The organism is Rhodococcus sp. BUPNP1 (assembly GCF_002215235.1).
Classification (GTDB): Bacteria; Actinomycetota; Actinomycetes; order Mycobacteriales; family Mycobacteriaceae; genus Rhodococcus.
This window is the reverse complement of sequence record NZ_NERM01000013.1, coordinates 140,009-160,811: the sequence shown is the minus strand read 5'-3', so window position 1 is coordinate 160,811 and position 20,803 is coordinate 140,009. Positions and strand designations below refer to the sequence as shown.

19 protein-coding genes are annotated in these 20,803 nt (G+C 70.1%); 18 read left to right on the top strand and 1 reads right to left on the bottom strand.

Translation table 11 applies throughout. The features are described 5' to 3' along the window. Position 1 precedes the first annotated feature (1 nt). The 15 genes from murD to B9C99_RS15325 all read left to right on the top strand — a co-directional run bounded on the left by murD (position 2) and on the right by B9C99_RS15325 (position 17,503). Positions 2–1,516, top strand: a complete 1,515-nt coding sequence (gene murD / locus B9C99_RS15395) for a UDP-N-acetylmuramoyl-L-alanine--D-glutamate ligase (RefSeq protein WP_088898469.1) — start codon at positions 2–4, stop codon at positions 1,514–1,516. Positions 1,517–1,596: 80 nt separating this feature from the next. Next, positions 1,597–3,084, top strand: a complete 1,488-nt coding sequence (gene ftsW / locus B9C99_RS15390; RefSeq protein ID WP_088898481.1) for a putative lipid II flippase FtsW — start codon at positions 1,597–1,599, stop codon at positions 3,082–3,084. Further along, the gene (gene murG, locus B9C99_RS15385; protein ID WP_088898468.1) at positions 3,081–4,235 is read left to right on the top strand and encodes an undecaprenyldiphospho-muramoylpentapeptide beta-N-acetylglucosaminyltransferase; all 1,155 of its coding nucleotides are present in this window, start codon (positions 3,081–3,083) and stop codon (positions 4,233–4,235) included. The genes ftsW and murG overlap by 4 nt, the downstream gene beginning before the upstream one ends. Next, positions 4,232–5,800, top strand: a complete 1,569-nt coding sequence (murC, locus tag B9C99_RS15380; protein ID WP_016693806.1) for a UDP-N-acetylmuramate--L-alanine ligase — start codon at positions 4,232–4,234, stop codon at positions 5,798–5,800. Before murG ends, murC begins: the two co-directional genes overlap by 4 nt. A 110-nt stretch (positions 5,801–5,910) precedes the next feature. Then, the gene (locus tag B9C99_RS15375; protein ID WP_088898480.1) at positions 5,911–6,570 is read left to right on the top strand and encodes an FtsQ-type POTRA domain-containing protein; all 660 of its coding nucleotides are present in this window, start codon (positions 5,911–5,913) and stop codon (positions 6,568–6,570) included. 262 nt (positions 6,571–6,832) lie between these two features. Then, positions 6,833–8,062 (top strand): cell division protein FtsZ, encoded by a 1,230-nt coding sequence (ftsZ, locus tag B9C99_RS15370; protein WP_088898467.1) that lies wholly within the window; start codon positions 6,833–6,835, stop codon positions 8,060–8,062. Beyond that, positions 8,059–8,805 carry a peptidoglycan editing factor PgeF gene (gene pgeF, locus B9C99_RS15365; RefSeq protein ID WP_088898466.1) on the top strand — a complete coding sequence of 249 codons (747 nt, stop codon included), beginning with the start codon at positions 8,059–8,061 and terminating at the stop codon, positions 8,803–8,805. Before ftsZ ends, pgeF begins: the two co-directional genes overlap by 4 nt. Further along, entirely contained in the window at positions 8,802–9,536 is a 735-nt protein-coding gene (locus tag B9C99_RS15360; RefSeq protein WP_088898465.1) for a YggS family pyridoxal phosphate-dependent enzyme, read from the top strand. The genes pgeF and B9C99_RS15360 overlap by 4 nt, the downstream gene beginning before the upstream one ends. 32 nt (positions 9,537–9,568) lie before the next feature. Continuing rightward, complete coding sequence (locus B9C99_RS15355) at positions 9,569–10,228, top strand: cell division protein SepF (RefSeq protein ID WP_088898464.1); 660 nt, start codon at positions 9,569–9,571, stop codon at positions 10,226–10,228. Positions 10,229–10,387: 159 nt separating this feature from the next. Beyond that, positions 10,388–10,678 (top strand): YggT family protein, encoded by a 291-nt coding sequence (locus B9C99_RS15350; RefSeq protein ID WP_006554132.1) that lies wholly within the window; start codon positions 10,388–10,390, stop codon positions 10,676–10,678. Positions 10,679–10,829: 151 nt separating this feature from the next. Continuing rightward, entirely contained in the window at positions 10,830–11,684 is an 855-nt protein-coding gene (locus B9C99_RS15345; protein ID WP_016691808.1) for a DivIVA domain-containing protein, read from the top strand. Between the two features lie 63 nt (positions 11,685–11,747). Then, positions 11,748–12,020, top strand: a complete 273-nt coding sequence (locus tag B9C99_RS15340) for a hypothetical protein (RefSeq protein WP_088898463.1) — start codon at positions 11,748–11,750, stop codon at positions 12,018–12,020. 260 nt (positions 12,021–12,280) lie between these two features. Next, positions 12,281–15,439 (top strand): isoleucine--tRNA ligase, encoded by a 3,159-nt coding sequence (gene ileS, locus B9C99_RS15335; protein WP_088898462.1) that lies wholly within the window; start codon positions 12,281–12,283, stop codon positions 15,437–15,439. A 124-nt stretch (positions 15,440–15,563) separates the two neighbouring features. Next, positions 15,564–16,874, top strand: coding sequence for a DNA polymerase IV (locus B9C99_RS15330; protein ID WP_088898461.1), 1,311 nt, complete (start codon positions 15,564–15,566; stop codon positions 16,872–16,874). A gap of 122 nt (positions 16,875–16,996) precedes the next feature. Then, positions 16,997–17,503, top strand: a complete 507-nt coding sequence (locus B9C99_RS15325) for a hypothetical protein (protein WP_006554127.1) — start codon at positions 16,997–16,999, stop codon at positions 17,501–17,503. Between the two features lie 82 nt (positions 17,504–17,585). On the opposite strand, the gene B9C99_RS15320 is transcribed toward B9C99_RS15325, so the two are convergent. After that, positions 17,586–18,542 (bottom strand): hypothetical protein, encoded by a 957-nt coding sequence (locus B9C99_RS15320; protein WP_253250089.1) that lies wholly within the window; start codon positions 18,540–18,542, stop codon positions 17,586–17,588. Between the two features lie 66 nt (positions 18,543–18,608). Between B9C99_RS15320 and lspA the strand changes: the two genes are divergently transcribed. Genes lspA through B9C99_RS15305 form a run of 3 tightly spaced genes read left to right on the top strand, consistent with a single transcriptional unit; the run spans position 18,609 to position 20,797 of the window. Continuing rightward, positions 18,609–19,223: a signal peptidase II gene (lspA, locus tag B9C99_RS15315; RefSeq protein ID WP_016691813.1), complete on the top strand. Its 615-nt coding sequence runs from the start codon at positions 18,609–18,611 to the stop codon at positions 19,221–19,223. 14 nt (positions 19,224–19,237) lie between these two features. Beyond that, positions 19,238–20,146, top strand: a complete 909-nt coding sequence (locus B9C99_RS15310) for an RluA family pseudouridine synthase (protein ID WP_016691814.1) — start codon at positions 19,238–19,240, stop codon at positions 20,144–20,146. A 3-nt stretch (positions 20,147–20,149) separates the two neighbouring features. Next, positions 20,150–20,797 carry a hypothetical protein gene (locus B9C99_RS15305; RefSeq protein ID WP_016691815.1) on the top strand — a complete coding sequence of 216 codons (648 nt, stop codon included), beginning with the start codon at positions 20,150–20,152 and terminating at the stop codon, positions 20,795–20,797. The last annotated feature ends 6 nt before the right edge of the window (positions 20,798–20,803 follow it).

Genomic DNA, 20,803 nt, shown 5'->3' with positions numbered 1-20,803 from the left:
CGTGACCGACGAACTCGAACGGCTCAGGGGACGGGCGGTGCTCGTCGCCGGGGCAGGGGTGTCCGGCCGTGCGACGATCGAACCCCTCACCGATCTCGGCGCCCACGTCACCGTCACCGACCGCAACGAGCGGGCACTGGCCGAGTGCGCGGCGCTCGGCGCCCGGACGGTCGACCTCGACAGCCTCGTCGACGACCCCACCGCGCTGCGGGAGTTCGCCCTGGTGGTCACGAGTCCCGGATTCCCGCCCGACGCGCCGTTGCTCTCGCGTGCGGCCGGTGCCGCGATACCCATCTGGGGCGACATCGAACTGTCCTGGCGCATGGATCGCGCCGAGGTCTACGGTCCGGCCCGCCGCTGGCTGGTGGTCACCGGGACGAACGGCAAGACCACCACCACCATGATGCTGCACGCGATCCTCGAGGCCGCCGGTCTCGGCAGCGTCGCGTGCGGCAACATCGGTCTTCCCGTGCTCGACGCCCTGCGCCGCGACGAGCCGCGGGCCGACGTCCTCGCCGTCGAGTTGTCGTCCTTCCAGCTGCACTGGGCGCCCTCGGTTCGGCCCGAGGCCGGTGTCGTGCTCAACATTGCCGAGGACCACCTCGACTGGCACGGCGGCATCGAGAACTACATCGAGGCCAAACTCGGTGCCCTCACCGGCGCCGTCGGGGTCATCGGTCTCGACGACCCGATCGCCGGTGGTCTCGGCGACCGTTCCCGTGCCGTCGTCACCGTGGGTTTCACCCTGGGTTATCCGCAGGAGGGTCAACTCGGGATCAGCGGAGAACTGCTCGTCGACCGGGCGTTCGCCGATTCCGCTGTACTCGCTCGCGTGGACGACGTGACGCCGCCCGGCCCCGCGGGACTGTCCGACGCACTCGCGGCCGCCGCCCTCGCGCGGGCGATCGACGTGCCGGCCTCGGCGGTGCACGACGGTCTGCGACGGCACCGCGTCGGCCCGCACCGCGCCGCGCCGGTCGGACAGGTCGACGGCGTCGAGTACATCGACGACTCGAAGGCGACAAATCCGCACGCGGCCCGCAGTTCGCTGCTCGCCCGCGACCGCGTGGTGTGGATCGCCGGTGGTCTGCTCAAGGGCGCCCGCGTGGACGACCTGGTCGCCGAGGTGGCGCCACGACTGTCCGGAGCCGTGCTGCTCGGTCGCGACGCCGGCGAAATCGCCGAAGCGCTGGCGCGACACGCCCCGCAGGTCCCGGTCGTCGTCGTCGACACGGGCGACGATGAAGCGATGACCGACGCGACGAGCGAGACCGACACCGCCTCGGTGAACGCGACAGGCACTGCTCCGGTGCGGAGGGCCGCGGCGCCGGGCGCCGACGGTCCCGCCGCGATGCGCGTGGCGGTCCGGGAAGCGGCCGCGCTCGCCTCGCCGGGGGAGACGGTGCTGCTCGCGCCGGCCGCGGCATCGCTCGACATGTTCGCCGATTACGCGGAACGCGGCCGTAGCTTCGCGTCCGCGGTCGAGGAACTCCGCGGGGGCGGGACGCAACCGTGACCCCTCGGGCAGGAGCGACCCGAGCAGGGGCGAACACCGACGAGCCGGTGGTCGGAGTACGCGGCCGGTTCGGGGCCTGGATGGCGCGACCGCTCGCGTCGTTCCATCTCGTGGTGACGATCGCCGTCCTGCTCACCGTGCTCGGCCTCGTCATGGTGCTGTCGTCGTCGAGCGTCGGCGCGGTGGCCGCGGCGGGATCGGCCTACGGACTGTTCACCTCCCAGGTGATCTTCGCCGTCCTGGGCATGGTGATCTTCTACATCGCGCTGCAGATCCCGGTCCGGGTGATGCGACGCTTCGCCTTCCCGGCGTTCGCGTTCTCGGTCGTGCTGCTCGTGCTCGTGCTCATACCGGGCATCGGTACGGTCTCGCAGGGCACCCGGGGCTGGTTCGTCATCGCCGGTATCTCGCTGCAGCCGGCGGAGATCGCCAAGATCACGCTCGCCGTATGGGGCGCGCACCTGCTCGCGTCCCGGCGCGGCGAGAACTCGACGCTGCGCGAGATGCTCGTCCCGCTCGTCCCGGCCGCCCTGCTCGTGACCGGCCTGATCGTGCTCCAGCCCGACCTCGGCACCACCGTGTCGATCGTGATCATCGTGCTCGCCCTGCTGTGGTTCGCGGGCCTGCCGCTCAAGGTGTTCCTCGGGATCGTCGGCACGGCCGCCACACTCGCGGTGATCCTTGCCCTGACGGCCGGTTACCGCTCGCAGCGTGTGCGGGCCTTCTTCAACCCCGGCGACGACCCGCAGGGCGCCGGTTACCAGGCGCGACAGGCGAAGTTCTCCCTCGCCGACGGCGGCCTGTGGGGTCGCGGGCTCGGCCAGAGCCGCGCGAAGTGGAGCTATCTGCCCAACGCCCACAACGACTTCATCTTCGCGATCATCGGTGAGGAACTCGGCTTCCTCGGCGGAGTGGCCGTCATCGGCCTGTTCGGTCTGTTCGCCTATGTCGGACTGCGGATCGCGATGCGCTCGGCCGACCCCTTCCTGCGCCTGTTCACCGCGACTGCGACGACGTGGATCATCGGCCAGGCCTTCATCAACATCGGCTACGTCGTGGGACTTCTGCCCGTGACCGGCCTGCAGCTGCCGCTCGTGTCGGCCGGTGGCACCTCGACGGCCACCACCCTGCTGATGTTCGGTCTGATCGCCAATGCGGCCAGACACGAACCCGAAGCGATCGCGGCACTGCACGCGGGACAGGACGGCCGGTTCGCCCGGTTGTTGCGCCTGCGCAAGCCGGAGGCCTACCGGGCCGGTCGTTCCTCGGCGGCGCGTACGGTCGCAGCACGACAGCCACGAGCACGGGCCGCGGTCCCCGAGCGCAGTGCCCGCCCCGCGGCGGGTGGTGGGGGCTCGCGAAAGCGGCAGACCCCGGCGCCGAACGAGCGGCAACGGGGAGCTGCGCAGGACCGCCGGGGATCGGCGGGCCGGACGCAACCCCGGGAGGGGACCGGCCGGGCCCGGCGCGCGCAACCCGCGCGCGAACCGGCCCGGGGCCGTCAGCAGACGAACCGCACGACACGCGGATCGAACGGACGAAGCGGAGAGAGAGGGAACCGTAGGTGAGTGGGGAGAGGCCGGCACTGTCGGTGGTGGTGGCCGGAGGCGGCACGGCCGGTCATATCGAACCGGCGCTCGCGGTGGCCGACGCCGTCCGCGCACTCGTGCCCGACGCGCGGATCACCGCGCTCGGCACCGAACGGGGACTCGAGACGACGCTGGTGCCGCGCCGCGGATATCCTCTCGAACTCATCCCACCGGTGCCGCTGCCCCGAAAGCCGACGACGGACCTGCTGAAGCTGCCGGGCCGGGTCGTCTCGTCGGTGCGCCGCACCCGGCAGATCCTCGACGAGGTCGAAGCCGACGTCGTCGTCGGTTTCGGCGGGTACGTGGCGCTGCCCGCCTATCTCGCAGCCGGCGCCGGTCCGCTGTGTCGACGCCGGCGCATCCCGGTCGTCGTCCACGAGGCCAACGCCGGCGCGGGCATCGCCAACCGGATCGGTGCCCTGCGGGCCGAGCGTGTGCTCGCCGCCGTCCCGCGCTCGGGCATCGTCCGGCGCGGCGACGCGCAGATCGTGGGGATCCCGGTCCGCTCGTCGATCACCGGTCTCGACCGCGCCGGGCTGCGCGCGGAGGCACGACGGCACTTCGGTCTGCCCGACGACGTGCCCGTGCTGCTCGTGTTCGGCGGGTCGCAGGGTGCCCGCTCGCTGAACGAGGCCGTGGCCGGCGCGTCCGCGGCGCTCGCGGAGGCCGGCATCGCCGTGCTGCACGCGCACGGACCGAAGAACACCGTGGACATCCCCGCCCATCCCGGTCACGCCCGCGCCCCGTACGTCACCGTGCCCTATCTCGAACGGATGGACCTCGCGTACTCCGCCGCCGACGCGGTGGTCTGCCGGTCCGGGGCCATGACGGTCGCGGAGGTCTCGGCGGTGGGGCTGCCCGCCGTGTACGTGCCGCTCCCGCACGGGAACGGTGAACAGGAACTCAACGCCCGGCCCGTCGTCGAGGCCGGTGGTGGCAGGATCGTCGCCGACGGCGACCTGAGTTCGGACTATGTCGCCACGGAAGTGGTGTCGTTGCTCGGCGACGAGCGGAGACTCGTGGAGATGGGGCGCAGCGCCGCGGCCGCCGGTCACCGCAGTGCCGCGGACGAGATGGCGCGCATAGTGCTCGAGGTTGCCGGAGTGGAACCGAACAGGAGTGAACGATGAGTGCGCAGTTGCCCGCCGAACTCGAGCGGGTGCACATGGTCGGTATCGGCGGTGCCGGGATGTCGGGCATCGCCCGGATCCTGCTCGCCCGTGGGGGACAGGTGTCGGGTTCCGACGCGAAGGAGAGCCGCGGTGTGCTCGCCCTGCGGGCCCGCGGTGCGCAGGTCCGCATCGGCCATGCCGCCGAGGCGCTCGACCTGCTCGAGGGTGGCCCCACCGCCCTGGTCACGACGTTCGCGGCCATCCCGAAGGACAATCCCGAGCTGGTCGCCGCCCGCGAGCGGGGCATCCCGATCCTGTTGCGCCCCGCGGTCCTCGCCTCGCTGATGCGAGGGAACCGCACCTTCCTGGTCTCGGGCACCCACGGCAAGACCTCCACGACGTCGATGCTCGTCGTCGCGTTGCAGCACTGCGGCTTCGATCCGTCCTTCGCGGTCGGCGGTGAACTCAACGAATCCGGGACCAACGCGCATCACGGCAGCGGGGACGTCTTCGTCGCCGAGGCCGACGAGAGCGACGGCTCGCTGCTGCAGTACGATCCGAACACCGTGATCGTCACGAACATCGAGGCCGATCACCTCGACTACTTCGGCACGCCGGAGGCGTACACGGCGGTCTTCGACGAGTTCGTCGCCCGCATCGCGCCCGGCGGCCTGCTCGTCGTGTGCCTCGACGATCCCGGCTCGGCGGCCCTCGCCGAACGCGTCGTCGCCCTCGGCCGAGACGACCTGCGGGTGCAGGGTTACGGCACCGCCGACGTCATCGGCACGACAGGCGACCACCGCGGCGTTCCCGTCGGGGTGCGGCTGCTCGGCTGGGAGGCCAAGGACGTCGGCGGCGTCGCCGAGTTCCACCTCGCGGGTGAGGATTCGCCGCGCACCGTGCGACTGTCCGTCCCCGGCCGGCACATGGCGCTCAACGCTCTGGCTGCGCTGCTCGCCGCGCTCGAAGCGGGAGCGCAGGTCGACGAGGCGCTGGAGGGACTCGCCGGTTTCGGCGGTGTGCACCGGCGGTTCCAGTACACCGGCCGCGAACACGGCGTGCGGGTGTTCGACGACTACGCCCACCATCCCACCGAGGTCCGCGCGGTCCTCGCGGCCGCGGCCGAACTCGTCGCCGGAGAGCCGCTGCGCTACACCGAGACCGGCACCGAACGACCTCGCGTGATCGTCGTCTTCCAGCCGCACCTCTACTCGCGCACCGAGGCGTTCGCCACCGAGTTCGGGCAGGCGCTCGACCTCGCCGACGAGGTCGTGGTGCTCGACGTCTACGGCGCCCGGGAGGAACCGATCCCCGGGGTGAGCGGTGCGCTGGTCGCGCGGGCGGTGAGCAAGCCGGTGCACTACCAGCCGAATCTGTCCGCGGTGCCCCGGCAGGTCGCGCGCCTGACCCGGCCGGGCGACGTCGTGATCACGATGGGCGCCGGTGACGTCACGATGCTGGGGCGGCAGATCCTCGACGCGCTGCACAGCAAACCGGGTCGTTTCCGTCCGGCCGGGGCGGTTCCCGAGCCCGGCGGATTCCGCGCACCCGGCGGTTCCGGACCGGAGCCGATCGGCTCGTGACGCCCGCCGCCGTCTCGTCACGCCGCCGTCGCGGGCGACCGTCACGCGAATCCCGTGAGCCCGACGAAGCCCGCGAACGCAGCACCGCCCGGCGCCCGTCCGGGCGGTCGGTGCGCCTGCGGACCGTGCTCGTCGGGGCGGCTGTCGTGGCGGTGCTCCTCGGAGGCATCGCGGTGGCCTGGTTGTCGCCGTTGCTGTCCGTGCGAGTGATCGAGGTGGACGGGATCGAGGTCGTCACCTACGACGAGGTGGTCGACGCGCTCGCGGTCGCCGAGGGCACTCCGCTGCTCCGGGTCGACACGGCCGCGGCGGCCCAGCGGGTCGCGACGATTCCGCGCGCGGCGTCGGTCCGGGTCCAGCGGGTCTATCCCTCCACCGTGCGGGTGACGGTGACCGAGCGTGAGGCGATGGTCTTCTTCGATGCCCCCGACGGCACCCATTCGGTCGACATCGAGGGGGTCGACTTCGCGGTCGAGCCGCCTCCGATGTTCACTCCCCGCCTCGTCACCCCGACGCCGGGCACCGGCGATCCCGCGACCCGCGCCGCCGTGGAGGTGCTCGACAGGTTGCCGCCCGAGCTGCGCGTGCAGGTGGAGACGATCGAAGCGCCCTCCCCGTCCGACATCTCGATCGTCCTCACCGACGGGCGTGTCGTGGTGTGGGGCGGAACCGATCGTTCCGAGCGGAAGGCGGCGGTCGTCGGCCCGCTGCTGACGCAGCCGGGGGAGCGATTCGACGTGGCGAGTCCCGACCTGCCGACGGTGAGGTGAGGGATCGACGAAATTCGTCCGGCGTGTCCGGCGCGTCTACTGGCTAATCCCGGTACCCGTGCCATAGCGTTTCGGACAGTCGCGTTACTTGACATAACCTTCAAGCTGTGGTTGAGGGTTTGTCGGGGCAGCGCGCTGCGGAGCCGTCCGCCCGACCGGCGGACGTGACCGACATCGAGCCAGACCCAGACCCAGCACCACCCAGACCCGAGCACCACCCGGACACCATGCACCACCCGGAACTTCAGGAAGGCGAGAGCACATGACGCCCCCGCACAACTACCTCGCCGTAATCAAGGTCGTCGGTATCGGCGGTGGCGGCGTGAACGCGGTCAACCGCATGATCGAGCAGGGACTCAAGGGAGTCGAGTTCATTGCCGTCAACACCGACGCGCAGGCCCTGCTCATGTCGGATGCCGACGTCAAGCTCGACGTCGGCCGCGAACTGACCCGCGGACTCGGCGCCGGCGCAGACCCGGAGGTCGGCCGCAAGGCCGCCGAGGATCACAAGGACGAGATCGAAGAGGTGCTCAAGGGCGCCGACATGGTCTTCGTGACCGCAGGCGAGGGTGGTGGAACCGGTACCGGCGGCGCTCCCGTCGTCGCGAGCATCGCCCGCAAGCTCGGCGCGCTCACCGTCGGTGTCGTCACGCGTCCGTTCTCCTTCGAGGGCAAGCGCCGCGGCAGCCAGGCCGACACCGGCATCCAGACGCTGCGCGAGTCCTGCGACACGCTCATCGTCATCCCCAACGACAGGCTCCTCCAGCTCGGCGACGCCGCCGTCAGCCTCATGGACGCCTTCCGCTCCGCCGACGAGGTGCTCCTCAACGGTGTCCAGGGCATCACCGACCTCATCACCACCCCGGGTCTGATCAACGTCGACTTCGCCGACGTCAAGGGCGTCATGTCGGGTGCCGGCTCCGCATTGATGGGCATCGGCTCGTCGCGCGGTGAGGGTCGTGCGATCAAGGCCGCGGAGGCCGCGATCAACTCGCCGCTGCTCGAAGCGTCGATGGAAGGCGCGCGCGGTGTTCTGCTGTCGATCGCCGGCGGATCCGATCTCGGCCTGTTCGAGATCAACGAGGCCGCCTCGCTCGTGCAGGAGGCCGCGCACATCGACGCCAACATCATCTTCGGCACGGTCATCGACGACTCGCTCGGCGACGAGGTCCGCGTGACCGTCATCGCCGCCGGCTTCGAGGGCGGAACGCCCACCCGTCGTCCCGTCGAGGTGGGTCAGCAGCAGCCGGGACAGGCGCAGCAGCAGCCCCAGCAACAGCAGCAGCCGACCGGTCGGCCCGGTGCGATCGGCGTCGCGCGTGCCGGCGAACTCGGCCGTCCCGAGCGCGAGCCCGTCGAACCCACCCCCGTGCGTGAGCAGCCCCCCGTCGGCAACCAGCCGCCGGCCGGAGGCAGCAACGCACCTCGCAGCGTGGACATCGACGACGACGGTGACGACGACGTCGACGTGCCGATCTTCATGCGCCGTTGACGGCTCCGCACCGCCTGCTGCGCGCCCGCCGGGTCGTGACCACACGAGCCGGCGGGGTGTCCGCAGCTCCGTACGACAGTTTCAACCTCGCCGACCACGTCGGTGACGATCCGGCCGCAGTCGCCGCCAACCGGCGGCGGCTCGCGTCCGTCATCGGGCTGCCGCCCGAGCGGTTCGTCTGGATGGAACAGATCCACAGCCGCAACGTCACCGTGGTCGACGGGCCGGTGTCCGGACCCGTTCCCGCCACCGATGCGCTCGTCACCCGCGAGACCGGGCTCGCGCTCGTGACCCTCAGCGCCGACTGCGTGTCGATCCTGCTGTCCGACGAGGTGGCCGGGGTGATCGCCGCGGTGCACGCCGGCCGGGTGGGGGCGCGCATCGGGATCCTCCCGCGCGTGCTCGACGTCATGGTCGATCTCGGCGCCCGCCCCGATCGCATCGGCGCGCTGCTCGGACCGGCCGCGAGCGGCCGGCAGTACGAGGTGCCCGCGGCGATGAGGGCCGATGTCGAGGCACACCTGCCCGGCAGCGCGACCCGCACGAACCGCGGTACTCCCGGACTCGACCTGCGTGCCGGACTGCGCCGCCAGCTCGCCGATCACGGCGTGACCGCCGTGGTGGAGGATCCGCGCTGCACGATCGAGGACACCTCTCTGTTCAGCCACCGGCGCTCGGCACCCACGGGTCGGTTCGCCTCGGTCGTCTGGCTCGAGGAGGCCGGCGAGGAGGGAACGGCGTGAGCGCCCCCACCTCCGAGGAGCGGCGCGACGAACTCGCCGGACGTCTCGCCGCCGTACGCGAGCGGCTCGACGCCGCGGCGCGCGCGGCCGGACGTGATCCGTCGGACGTCGCGTTGCTGACGGTCACCAAGTTCTTTCCCGCCTCCGACGCCGTGCTCCTCCACGAGCTGGGATGCGAATGCTTCGGCGAGTCCCGCGAGCAGGAGGCGAGCGCGAAGATCGCCGAGTTCCGGGAGAGCGTCGACGCGCCGGTGGAGTGGCACATGATCGGGCGGGTGCAGCGCAACAAGGCCCGTGCCGTCGCCCGTTGGGCGCACACGGTGCACTCGGTCGACAGTCTCCGTCTCGTGCAGGCCTTCGAGAAGGGGGTGCGGGCCGCCCTCGACGCCGGCGAACGCACCGCCCCGCTGCGGGCGTTGCTGCAGGTCAGCCTCGACGGCGATCGGGAGCGCGGTGGCGTGGTCGCCGAGGATCTTCCCGCCCTCGCCGAGGCGGTCGCCGCGTCCGAGGTCCTCGAACTCGGAGGCCTGATGGGGGTGCCGCCGCTCGGGTGGGAGCCCGAGCGGGCATTCGAGCAGCTGCACGACATGCACGCCCGGTTTCTGCAGGACCACCCGGCGGCGGCGGAGTTGTCCGCCGGCATGTCGGGTGACCTCGAACACGCGGTTCGATGGGGTTCGACGTGCGTGCGTGTCGGAACGGCGGTCTTGGGGTATCGACCGTTAGCCTGAATGACATCCGCCGCGCGAGGGAAAGGCGATCGATGAGCACACTCCACAAGTTCAAGGCGTACTTCGGGATGGTGCCGCTCGAGGATTACGAGGACGAGTACCTCGACGATCCGGCGAGTGGCCGCCGCGACCGTGATCGCGACTACGGCGAGGCCACCTACGGCGGCTACGCGCCGTCGCACCGCGACGAGTACGCCCCGTCGCACCGCGAGGAACCGGTTCGCGAGTTCGAGCACGACGAGTTCGACCGGTACGAGCCGGCACCGCGCCCGCGGGTCGAACCCATCACGGCCCGCAGCCCCCGTCCGGCGCCCACCCCGGCCCGCGCGGTTCCCAGCCGTGCACCACTGACGGCCGAGAGCCGGCTCGAGCGTGCCGAGCCCCGGCGTGGTGCGCTCTTCGACGAGGGAGGTCCGTTGTCCAAGATCACCACGTTGCGCCCCCGCGACTACAGCGAGGCGCGCACGATCGGTGAGCGTTTCCGCGACGGAACGCCGGTCATCATGGACCTCGTCGAGATGAGCAACGCCGACGCCAAGCGTCTCGTCGACTTCGCGGCCGGGCTCGCCTTCGCGCTGCGCGGTTCGTTCGACAAGGTGGCCACGAAGGTCTTCCTGCTCTCGCCCGCCGACATCGACGTCTCCGCCGAGGAACGTCGGCGTATCGCCGAGACCGGCTTCTACAACCAGTAGTAGTCGACGCGCGCTGCGCAGGCGTGCACACGGCACGTCCGTCGCCGCATGCCCGCCGCTGTCCCTCGAGCGTCCCGACACGCCCGGCCATGATGCAGATCACTGCAGGCCGGGCGTTTCGGTTTTGATCGACCCGTCATCGTCGGGCATTGTGGGCAGGTGGCCGTTTTCGAGGTGCTGTGGTTCCTGCTGTTCATCTTCTGGCTTCTGCTGATCGGACGGATCATCGTCGAGTTCATCAGAACCTTCGCGCGGGAGTGGAAGCCGTCCGGCTTCGTGGTCGTCGTTCTCGAGGCGATCTTCACGGTCACGGATCCGCCGGTGAAGCTGCTGCGGAGACTGATTCCGCCGCTCAATCTCGGTGGTGTACGGCTCGATCTGTCCATCATGGTCTTGCTGTTCATCGTGTATTTCCTCATGGCATTCCTGCCCAGGGGCGGCGCAGCATGATGCCTGTGTCCGACGTCGTGTCGGGCCGTCCCGGAGCTGCCGTGTGCCACAATGGAGTGCCATATACAGTGGGTTTTGATACGCGTAACGCACTGTCGATTACTCAGAACGCCTGCTTGACCGCTTACTCGACGCGTGAAGGGATCCTTCCATGCCGCTGACACCAGCTGATGTGCACAATGTCGCGTTCAGCAAGCCTCCGATCGGGAAGCGTGGTTACAACGAGGACGAGGTCGACGCCTTCCTCGATCTCGTCGAGCAGGAGTTGACGAACCTCATCGAGGAGAACGCCGACCTGCGTCAGCGGGTCGCCGAACTCGACCAGGAGCTCGCCGAGGCCAAGAAGGCGCCGCGCAGCGCGTCGTCGTCCGCGCCGGCGGCCCCGTCCAAACCCGAACCCGCACGTGTCGTGGAGACACCCAAGCCGGAACCCGCTCCGGCGCCGGCTCCGGCACCCGCCCCGGTCGCCGCGGCGCCGTCGAGCGGCGACGCGAGCATGCAGGCCGCCAAGGTCCTCGGACTCGCGCAGGAGATGGCCGACCGTCTCACCGGCGACGCCAAGGCCGAGGCCGAGGAGCTCGTGCGCAACGCCCGGACCAACTCCGAGCAGCTCGTCTCCGACGCCCGCACCCGCAGCGAGGCGATGATCGCCGACGCGCGGCAGAAGTCCGACGCGATGCTTGCCGATGCGCGCACCCGTTCGGAGACCCAGCTGCGTCAGGCCAAGGAGAAGGCCGATGCGCTGCAGGCGGACGCGGAGAAGAAGCACACCGAGATCATGGCCACGATCAACCAGCAGCGTTCGGTGCTGGAGGAGCGCATCGAGCGGCTCAAGACGTTCGAGCGCGAATACCGAGTGCGCCTGAAGTCCTACCTGGAGTCGCAGCTCGAAGAGCTCGAGCAGCGCGGTTCCGCCGTTCCGGTGGACGGTGGACAGGAAGTGTTCAACCAGTCCAACTCGTCGTCGTCGTTCGGATCGTCGTCCTTCGCGAAGGGCAACAGCTGACCGACGGTCTCTCCGGCTGGTGCTGTACGGCCTGGTGCTGTACCTCGGTAGAGGAGGAGCGTCGTGCTCGTCGTCACGCTGGTACTCGCAGCTGTCGGATTCGGTCTTCTCGTGATCGCGTTGATGACCGGTTCGGTGCTCTGGGCATGGGGTTGTATCGCGGTGTGCGTCGTGGGAGCGGTGCTCCTGCTGGCGAGCGCGCTCGGCGGACGGAGTTCGGCCGAAGGTGAGTGGGCCGATCCCCGTTCCGTCGGGCAGGCCGGCACCTCGGGCGGACGTCCCGGTCGACGCGCACCGCGTCGGCGTCCCGGCGACCGGAATTCGTCGGATCGCTGAAGCGTCCTACAATATGCATCACCGAGCGTGAAGCTCGATCCCGCGATCGCGGGCGGCGTCGATCCGGCCATCACCGGGGAGCCTCCGGAAGAACGGCGACCTTGCCGGTCGCCCAGTAGAACCGGACGGGTGGGCCCGTCACAGCCCGAACGAGTGGCCGTCCCTCGGGACGTGCAAGCGGGGTGGTACCGCGGTGGCCGTGCACGCGCACGGCGATCGTCCCCGTGCCGAGACGTATCCAGGCACGGAGGAGCCACGCTGTGACCGAGAACCACGCTGCACCGGATCCCACCGCAGCAACCGCCGGCAGTACTGCCGGATATCCGCGCGTCGACTACGATCTGCCGCGCGATTCGGGTGTCGACTTCCCGGCGCTCGAGGAGCGTGTGCTCGCACAGTGGGCCTCCGACGGCACCTTCGAGGCCTCGCTGCGCAACCGCGACGGCGCCGACGAGTTCGTCTTCTACGACGGCCCGCCCTTCGCGAACGGCCTCCCGCACTACGGGCACCTGCTCACCGGCTACGTCAAGGACGTCGTCCCGCGCTTCCAGACCATGCTCGGCAAGAAGGTCGACCGCCGTTTCGGCTGGGACTGCCACGGCCTGCCCGCCGAGCTCGAGGCGGAGAAGCAGCTCGGCATCAAGGACAAGTCCGAGATCGACTCGATGGGTCTGGCCGAGTTCAACGCCTACTGCAAGCAGTCGGTACTGCGCTACACCGGTGAGTGGCGCGACTACGTCACCCGTCAGGCCCGCTGGGTCGACTTCGACAACGACTACAAGACCCTCGACCTCGACTTCATGGAGTCGGTCATGTGGGCGTTCAAGTCGCTGTACGAGAAGGGCCTGATCTACCAGGGCTTCCGCGTGCTGCCCTACAGCTGGTACGAGCAGACGCCGCTGTCGAACCAGGAGACCCGCCTCGACGACGCCTACAAGATGCGTCAGGACCCGGCGGTCACCGTCGACATGGTGCTGCGCGCACCCGGCTCCGAACTCGACGGCGCGTGCGCGCTCATCTGGACCACCACGCCCTGGACCCTGCCGTCCAACCTCGCGATCGCGGTGCACCCCGAGATCGAGTACGTCGCCGTGCGCGGCGCCGACGACAAGACCTACGTGCTCGCGCAGGATCGTCTCGGCCACTACGCCCGCGAACTCGGCGAGGAGCCCGAGGTGCTCGGCCGTTACCGCGGCACCGACCTCGTCGGCCTCGCCTACGAGCCGCCGTTCGACTTCTTCACCGGCCGCGAGAACGCGCACCGGGTGATCGCCGCAGACTACGTCACCACCGAGTCCGGTACCGGAATCGTCCACCTCGCACCCGCTTTCGGTGAAGAGGACATGGAGTACTGCCAGCGCAACGGCATCGAGCTCGTGCAGCCGCTCGATCCGGGCGGCAAGTTCACCTCGATGGTGCCGCCCTACGAGGGTCTGCAGGTCTTCGACGCCAACCCGGTCATCATCAAGGACCTCAAGGCCGCCGGAAAGCTGTTGCGGCACGAGACCATCGAACACTCCTACCCGCACTCGTGGCGGTCGGGTCAGCCGCTGATCTACATGGCGGTGCCGTCGTGGTTCGTCGCCGTCACCCGTTTCCGCGACCGCATGGTCGAGCTCAACCAGCAGATCACGTGGGTGCCCGAGCACATCCGCGACGGTCAGTTCGGCAAGTGGCTCGAAGGCGCCCGCGACTGGAACATCAGCCGTAACCGCTACTGGGGCAGCCCGATCCCGGTGTGGGTCTCGGACGACCCGGAGTACCCGCGCGTCGACGTCTACGGTTCGCTCGACGAACTCGAACGCGACTTCGGTGTGCGGCCCACCGACCTGCACCGGCCGATGATCGACGAACTGACCCGGCCGAATCCCGACGACCCGACCGGGAAGTCGATTATGCGTCGCGTCCCCGAGGTCCTCGACTGCTGGTTCGAGTCCGGCTCGATGCCGTTCGCCCAGGTGCACTATCCCTTCGAGAACCGCGACTGGTTCGACACCCACTACCCGGGCGACTTCATCGTCGAGTACAACGGCCAGACCCGCGGCTGGTTCTACACGTTGCACGTCCTGGCCACCGCGCTGTTCGATCGTCCTGCCTTCAAATGCGTTGCCGCCCACGGCATCGTCCTCGGCGACGACGGCCTGAAGATGAGCAAGTCGAAGGGCAACTACCCCGACGTCAACGAGGTCTTCGCCCGCGACGGTTCCGACGCGATGCGCTGGTTCCTCATGTCCTCGCCGATCCTGCGCGGCGGAAACCTCGTCGTCACCGAGCAGGGCATCCGCGAGGGCGTGCGGCAGGCGCTGCTGCCGTTGTGGAACGCATGGAGCTTCCTGCAGCTGTACGCGTCGAAGCCGGGCACCTGGCGGACCGATTCGACGAACGTGCTCGACCGGTACATCCTCGCCAAGCTCGCGCAGACCCGCGACGTCATCACCGAGGCACTCGAGACCGTCGACATCGCCGGGGCGTGCGACGAGCTGCGCACCTTCTGCGACGCGCTGACCAACTGGTACGTGCGCCGCTCCCGGAACCGGTTCTGGGACGAGGACACCGACGCGATCGACACCCTCCACACGGTGCTCGAGGTCGTCACGCGTCTGGCCGCGCCGTTGCTGCCGATGGCCTCCGAGGTGATCTGGCGGGGTCTGACCGGTGGCCGGTCGGTGCACCTGGCGGACTGGCCTGCGGCCGACGACCTGCCCTCGGATCCCGCGCTCGTCGCGGCGATGGACGAGGTGCGCGGTGTGTGCTCGACCGTGCTGTCGCTGCGCAAGGCCCAGAAGCTGCGCGTGCGGCTGCCGCTGCCCGAGGTGACGGTCGCGACGCCGGGTTCGTCGCATCTCGATCCGTTCGTCGACCTCATCAAGGACGAGGTCAACGTCAAGCGGGTCGTGACCACCGACGACGTCGAGGCCCACGGCCGGTTCGAGGTGGTCGTCAACGCGCGTGCCGCCGGTCCGCGTCTGGGCAAGGACGTGCAGAAGGTCATCAAGGCCGTCAAGGCGGGCGACTGGACGCAGGCGGAGGACGGCACGGTCACCGCGGCCGGCATCGCCCTGCTGCCCGAGGAGTACACCAGCCGTCTCGTCGCGGCCGAGCCGGAATCCACCGCCGCGCTGCCGGGTGGCAACGGCCTGGTGGTCCTCGACACGACCGTCACCGAGGAACTCGAGGCCGAGGGTTGGGCCAAGGACCGCATCCGCGAGTTCCAGGACGCGCGCCGCAACCTCGGCCTGGAGGTCTCCGACCGCATCTCGGTGCGGTTCGAGGTTCCCGCCGAACGCGCCGAATGGGCTGCCCGCCACCGGGATCTGATCGCCGGCGAGATCCTCGCCACGACCTTCGAACTCGGTGCCCCCGAGGGCGAGGCGATCGAACTCGGCGAAGGAACCCGCGCGTCCATCGTCAAGGCGTGACCGGGCCGGTGCTTCCGGAAGGGCCGAGTGCCCTTCCGGAAGCACCGACCTGCGGCCTCCCACCGGACGTGTGGGTGCGGCGCACTAGTCTCGACACGTGCCCGCTTCCGTGAGTCGGCGCTGGGTGTTGCACCTGGATCTCGATGCGTTCTTCGCGTCCGCCGAGCAGTTGACCCGGCCGACCCTGCGGGGCCGGCCGGTCCTCGTCGGTGGGCTCGGTGCCCGCGGGGTGGTGGCCGGCGCGAGCTACGAGGCCCGCGTCTACGGTGCGCGCTCGGCCATGCCGATGAGCCGGGCACGCCGCCTCGTCGGACCGGCGGCGGTCGTGCTGCCTCCGCGCGGAATCCTCTACCGCGAACTGAGCGGACTCGTCTTCGACACCCTGCGCGCCCGGATCCCGATCCTCGAGACCCTCTCGCTCGACGAGGCGTTCGCCGAACCTCTCGAACTGGCCGACGCCGACGCCGACGAGGTCGAACGCTTCTGTTCGGAGCTACGCGAACACGTCAGGGACAAAACAGGTCTCGTCGCCTCCATCGGAGCCGGATCGGGTAAGCAGATCGCGAAGATCGGATCCGGTCTCGCGAAACCGGACGGGTTGCTCGTCGTCCGGCCCGAAGGCGAACTCCCGTTGCTGCACAGCCTGCCGGTGCGCAAGCTGTGGGGGATCGGTCCGGTGGCCGAGGACCGGTTGCGGCGACTCGGTATCGAGACCATCGGAGATCTCGCGGCGCTGCCCGTCGCCGAGGCGGCGTCGATCCTCGGCGGCACCATCGGGCCGGGACTGCACCGGCTCGCCAACGGATTCGACGACCGGCCCGTCGCCGAACGCGCCGAGGCGAAACAGGTCAGCGCCGAGACCACCTTCCCCACGGACATCGTCGCGATGCCCGGACTGCGACGGGCGATCGCCGCGTCCGCGACCGCCGCGCACACGCGCCTGCGCAAGGACGGGCGTGCCGCCCGCACGGTGGTGCTCAAGCTGCGTAAGGCCGACATGTCGGTGCTCACCCGGTCGTCGACCCTGCCCTACGCCACCGAGGACGTGCAGGTGCTCACCGCCGCCGCCCAGCGCCTCGCGCTCGATCCCCTCGAGATCGGTCCCGTCCGGCTCGTCGGGGTGGGCTATGCGGGTCTGTCCGCGATCGCGCAGGACACCCTGTTCCCCGAACTGGACCGGACGACGACCGAGGAGACCGGGCCGGCCGAGGAGGACGACGAGGAGCTCGTCGCGGCGAGCGGACCGGCCACGCGGTGGACGCCGGGCGCCGACGTCTGCCATCCGGAATTCGGGCACGGATGGGTGCAGGGTGCGGGGCACGGTGTGGTCACCGTCCGCTTCGAGACACGCAGCACGGGTCCGGGACCAGCGCGGACGCTCGACGAGAACGATCCCGACCTCACTGTCGCCGATCCGCTCGCGAGCCTGAACTGAAACATGTTCCCGGCGCCCTCATGGTCTTCTTACTACCGCCGGGTACTCTTGCGGGCGATCCGCTGCCGGATGACCGAGCACGACGAACACATCGTGCACGACCGAACGAGAAGGACGAGAAGTTGAAGCTTCGCAAGATCACCGTCGCCACCGTGGCGCTCGCCGCCGCCCTCACGATGTCCGCCTGCAGCTCGGACGACGGCGGTAGCTCCTCCGAGACGACCGCGAAGACCAGCACGACCACGACCGCCGCGGCTCCGGCCGTCGACTACCCGCCGGTGCCGACCGTCGAGGAGCTCAACGCCGATCTCGCGCGCGCCTTCGACCTGAGCGTCCCGGCCGCCGAGAAGACCGACCTGGTCCAGGGCGCCGAGGAGGATCCGGAGCTGATCAACATGGTCGCCCAGGCGGCCAACGACGCCGGTGTGCAGGTCAACGTCGTCGACGTGACCGACAACGAGAACGGCACGATCACCGCCGGTGTCGAGATGGCGCTCGCGGGCAGCGACCAGCCGTCCTTCGGCACGGTCGACTTCGTCGCCGAGGACGGCACCTGGAAGGTGTCGAAGGACTACGCGTGCTCCATCGTCATCAACATGGCGCAGCTGCAGTCCCCGGCCTGCGCGTGATGTAGTACTCGTCCCGAACGACCCGACGGCCGGCGCGGAATGTCCGCGCCGGCCGTCGGCGTTCGTCGGTCCGTCTCCCGGACTACTGCTCCGGGGTGTTCCAGCCCACCCGGTCGACCTGCGACTGCGACAGGCGTGTTCCGCCGTCCGGCTCGACGTAGGTCTGATCGCCCCGCACCGTCAGTTCTCCGCCGACGGGCAGGGGGAGCGACGCGTCGATCGTCATCGACCCCTCACCGGCCATCGTGTACTGCTCGATGTCGAGACGGCCCTGCCCGTTCGGCAGCACCCAGGTGGACTCGCGCGGTGTCTGTTCGACCCTCACGTCGACCGTGATGCGGTCGTCGTCCCGCTCGACGAGCGTCGCCGTCCCGACCTGGTCGAGGGTGATCCCCGCGCTCATCACCTGCTGGTGGATCTCCCACACGGCGCCGACACCGACGGCTTCCTCCGGGAACGAGACGATGCGGTAGACGGCCTGGTAGAACGCCTGCTCGATCGCCGACCGTGCGATGTTCGCCGCATCGGGAGCGGGCTCGAGGCGCAGCGCACTGATCGCGCCGGTCGGCCCGATCGTCAGTCCGGCTCCGGAACCCTCGGCATCGGCCAGCGCGGAGCCGAGCGTCTCGTCCGGCGACGTGGCCGATCCGACGGTGATGTCGACCACAGTGCTCGGATCCTCGTCGGAGACCGCCTGCTCGACCGTCGCCGCGAGCGGAAGGGTCAGCTCGGGAGTGGAGAAATCCTGCTGCGGGTCGTCGCCGACGCGCTGGAAGACCTCGGACCGGGTGGTGAGGACGACGCCCTGCTGCACCCCCGCCTCGGGTGCGAGCCGCACCACCGATCGGGGTTCGGCGCCGGGGTCGAGCACCGTCGTGGTCACTGCCGACACCGGCACCGTCACCTCCGTCGATGTCGCCGCCGTGACGGCGGGCGCGCCGTCCGAAGGACCACCGCAACCGGCGACGAGAGCGGAGAGGGACAGCACAGCCGCAAGGGCACACGGCCCCGAGCGGGGGAATCTGGACAGCGCAGGCACGCCACCCAGGGTAGCCACGACGGGTGGGGGAACCGCCGCGGTCGTCCGGTAGGGGATGATGGAGCGGTGACGAACGAAGCTTCCCGACCCGACCGCGACGCGGAGACGCCGGTTCCCGGTCGTGCCGACGAGCCGTCCCCGTCCATCGGCCGGCGCATGCTGCGGCCGCTGCTGCTCGTGGCGCTCGTCGTCTACGTCGCGGATCTGGTGACGAAGGTGCTCGCCGTCCACTACATCGACCCCGCCGACCCGATCTCGATCGTCGGCGACACGGTCACCCTGACACTCGTCCGTAATCCCGGTGCCGCGTTCTCCATGGCCACGGGCATGACCTGGCTGCTCACGCTGGTCGCGATCGCCGTCGTCGTCGGTGTCGTGAAGATCGGCCGGACCCTGAGATCGGGATGGTGGGCACTCGGCCTCGCCCTCGTCCTCGGGGGAGCGCTCGGCAATCTCACCGACCGTCTGTTCCGCTCGCCCGGACCGCTGCAGGGCCACGTCGTCGACTTCGTGTCGGTCGGATGGTGGCCGGTGTTCAACGTCGCCGACTCGGCCATCGTGTGCGGAGCGATCCTGCTCGTGGCCCTGACCGTCTTCGGCGTCGAACCCGACGGTGGTGCCTCGAAGGGTCGGGGCGCAGCGCCGGATGCGGACGAAACGAGAAAGGAATCACACCAGTGAGGGAAACCCGCGCGATGCCCGTACCCGACGGGCTCGACGGGATGCGTGTCGATGCAGGCCTCGCGCGCCTGCTCGGTCTGTCCCGGACCGTGGTCGCCACGCTCACCGAGGAGGGCGCCGTCGTGGTCGACGGCGCGGCGGTGGGCAAGTCCGACCGACTGTCCGCCGGCTCCTGGCTCGAGGTGGAACTGCCCGAGCCGCCCCGCCCCCTGACCATCGAGGCCCAGCCCGTCGAGGGCATGGAGATCCTCTACGCCGACGACGACATCGTCGCGGTCGACAAGCCCGTGGGTGTCGCCGCCCACGCGAGCGTCGGCTGGACCGGACCGACGGTGATCGGCGGCCTCGCCGCCGCCGGCTACCGGATCTCCACGTCCGGCGCCCACGAACGCCAGGGCATCGTGCACCGGCTCGACGTGGGCACCTCCGGCGTCATGGTGGTCGCGACGTCCGAACGTGCCTACACCGTCCTCAAGCGCGCGTTCAAGGAACGCACGGTCGAGAAGCGGTACCACGCGCTCGTCCAGGGGCATCCCGATCCGAGCAGCGGCACCATCGACGCACCGATCGGCCGCCATCGCAGCAGCGACTGGAAGTTCACGGTCACCGCCGACGGCAAGCCCAGCGTGACGCACTACGACACGATCGAGGCGTTCCAGGCCGCAAGCCTGCTCGACATCCACCTCGAGACCGGTCGCACCCATCAGATCCGGGTGCACTTCTCGGCGTTACGTCACCCCTGCTGCGGCGACCTCACCTACGGAGCCGACCCGCGTCTCGCGGCGCGTCTCGGTCTCGAACGGCAGTGGCTGCACGCGTGCACCCTCGGGTTCTCGCACCCCACGCGTGGGCACTGGGTCGAGATCACCAGCAAGTACCCGCCGGATCTCGAACACGCGCTCGCCGTGTTGCGCAACGCCTGACCGATGGGACGAGTCCTGCCCTGGGCGGCGGTCGTCGTTCTCGTGGTCGCCGTGCTCGTCGCCGGGTGGACCTCACCGCCGCGGCCGACCCCGGTCGGCAGCGACACCCTCGGCCCCGACAACGGGGAAGTGGTCGCCGACTATCTGGCACGGGCGGCGGACAGCCTGACCGAGGCCGAGGCGGACGGAGACCTCGAACACTGGGGACTGGTGTCGTTCACCGACACCGTCGGCATCGACCGGGTCGTCGAACTCACCGACGAGATGCGCGTGGCGCAGGTGCTCCTCCGTGTGCCGATCGACCGCGTCCAGACACCCTTGGTGCCGGTCGCGGTGCCGGAGAACCCGGAGGCGGTGCGTCGTGCCCCCTCGGTCGCCGCGGGCCGGCTGAGCCTGGTGGAGTTCGGGACCGAACGCGCCGCGCGGGTCGGGGCGGCCTCCGCGCAGCGACTCGCCGACGGCTGCGACTGTGTCGTCGCGGCGGTGCTCCGTGGCACTCCCGCACAGTTCCGGGCGGTCGCCGACGCCCCGGACGTGCGGGCCGTGGAGGTCCTGCCCGCCGACGCGATCGCCGGACGCTTCGCGGTGACCCCGTTGCTGCCCACCCACGTCGAGACGGTCGTGCCCGGACCGGACGACGGGGAGGTGTGAAGGCGC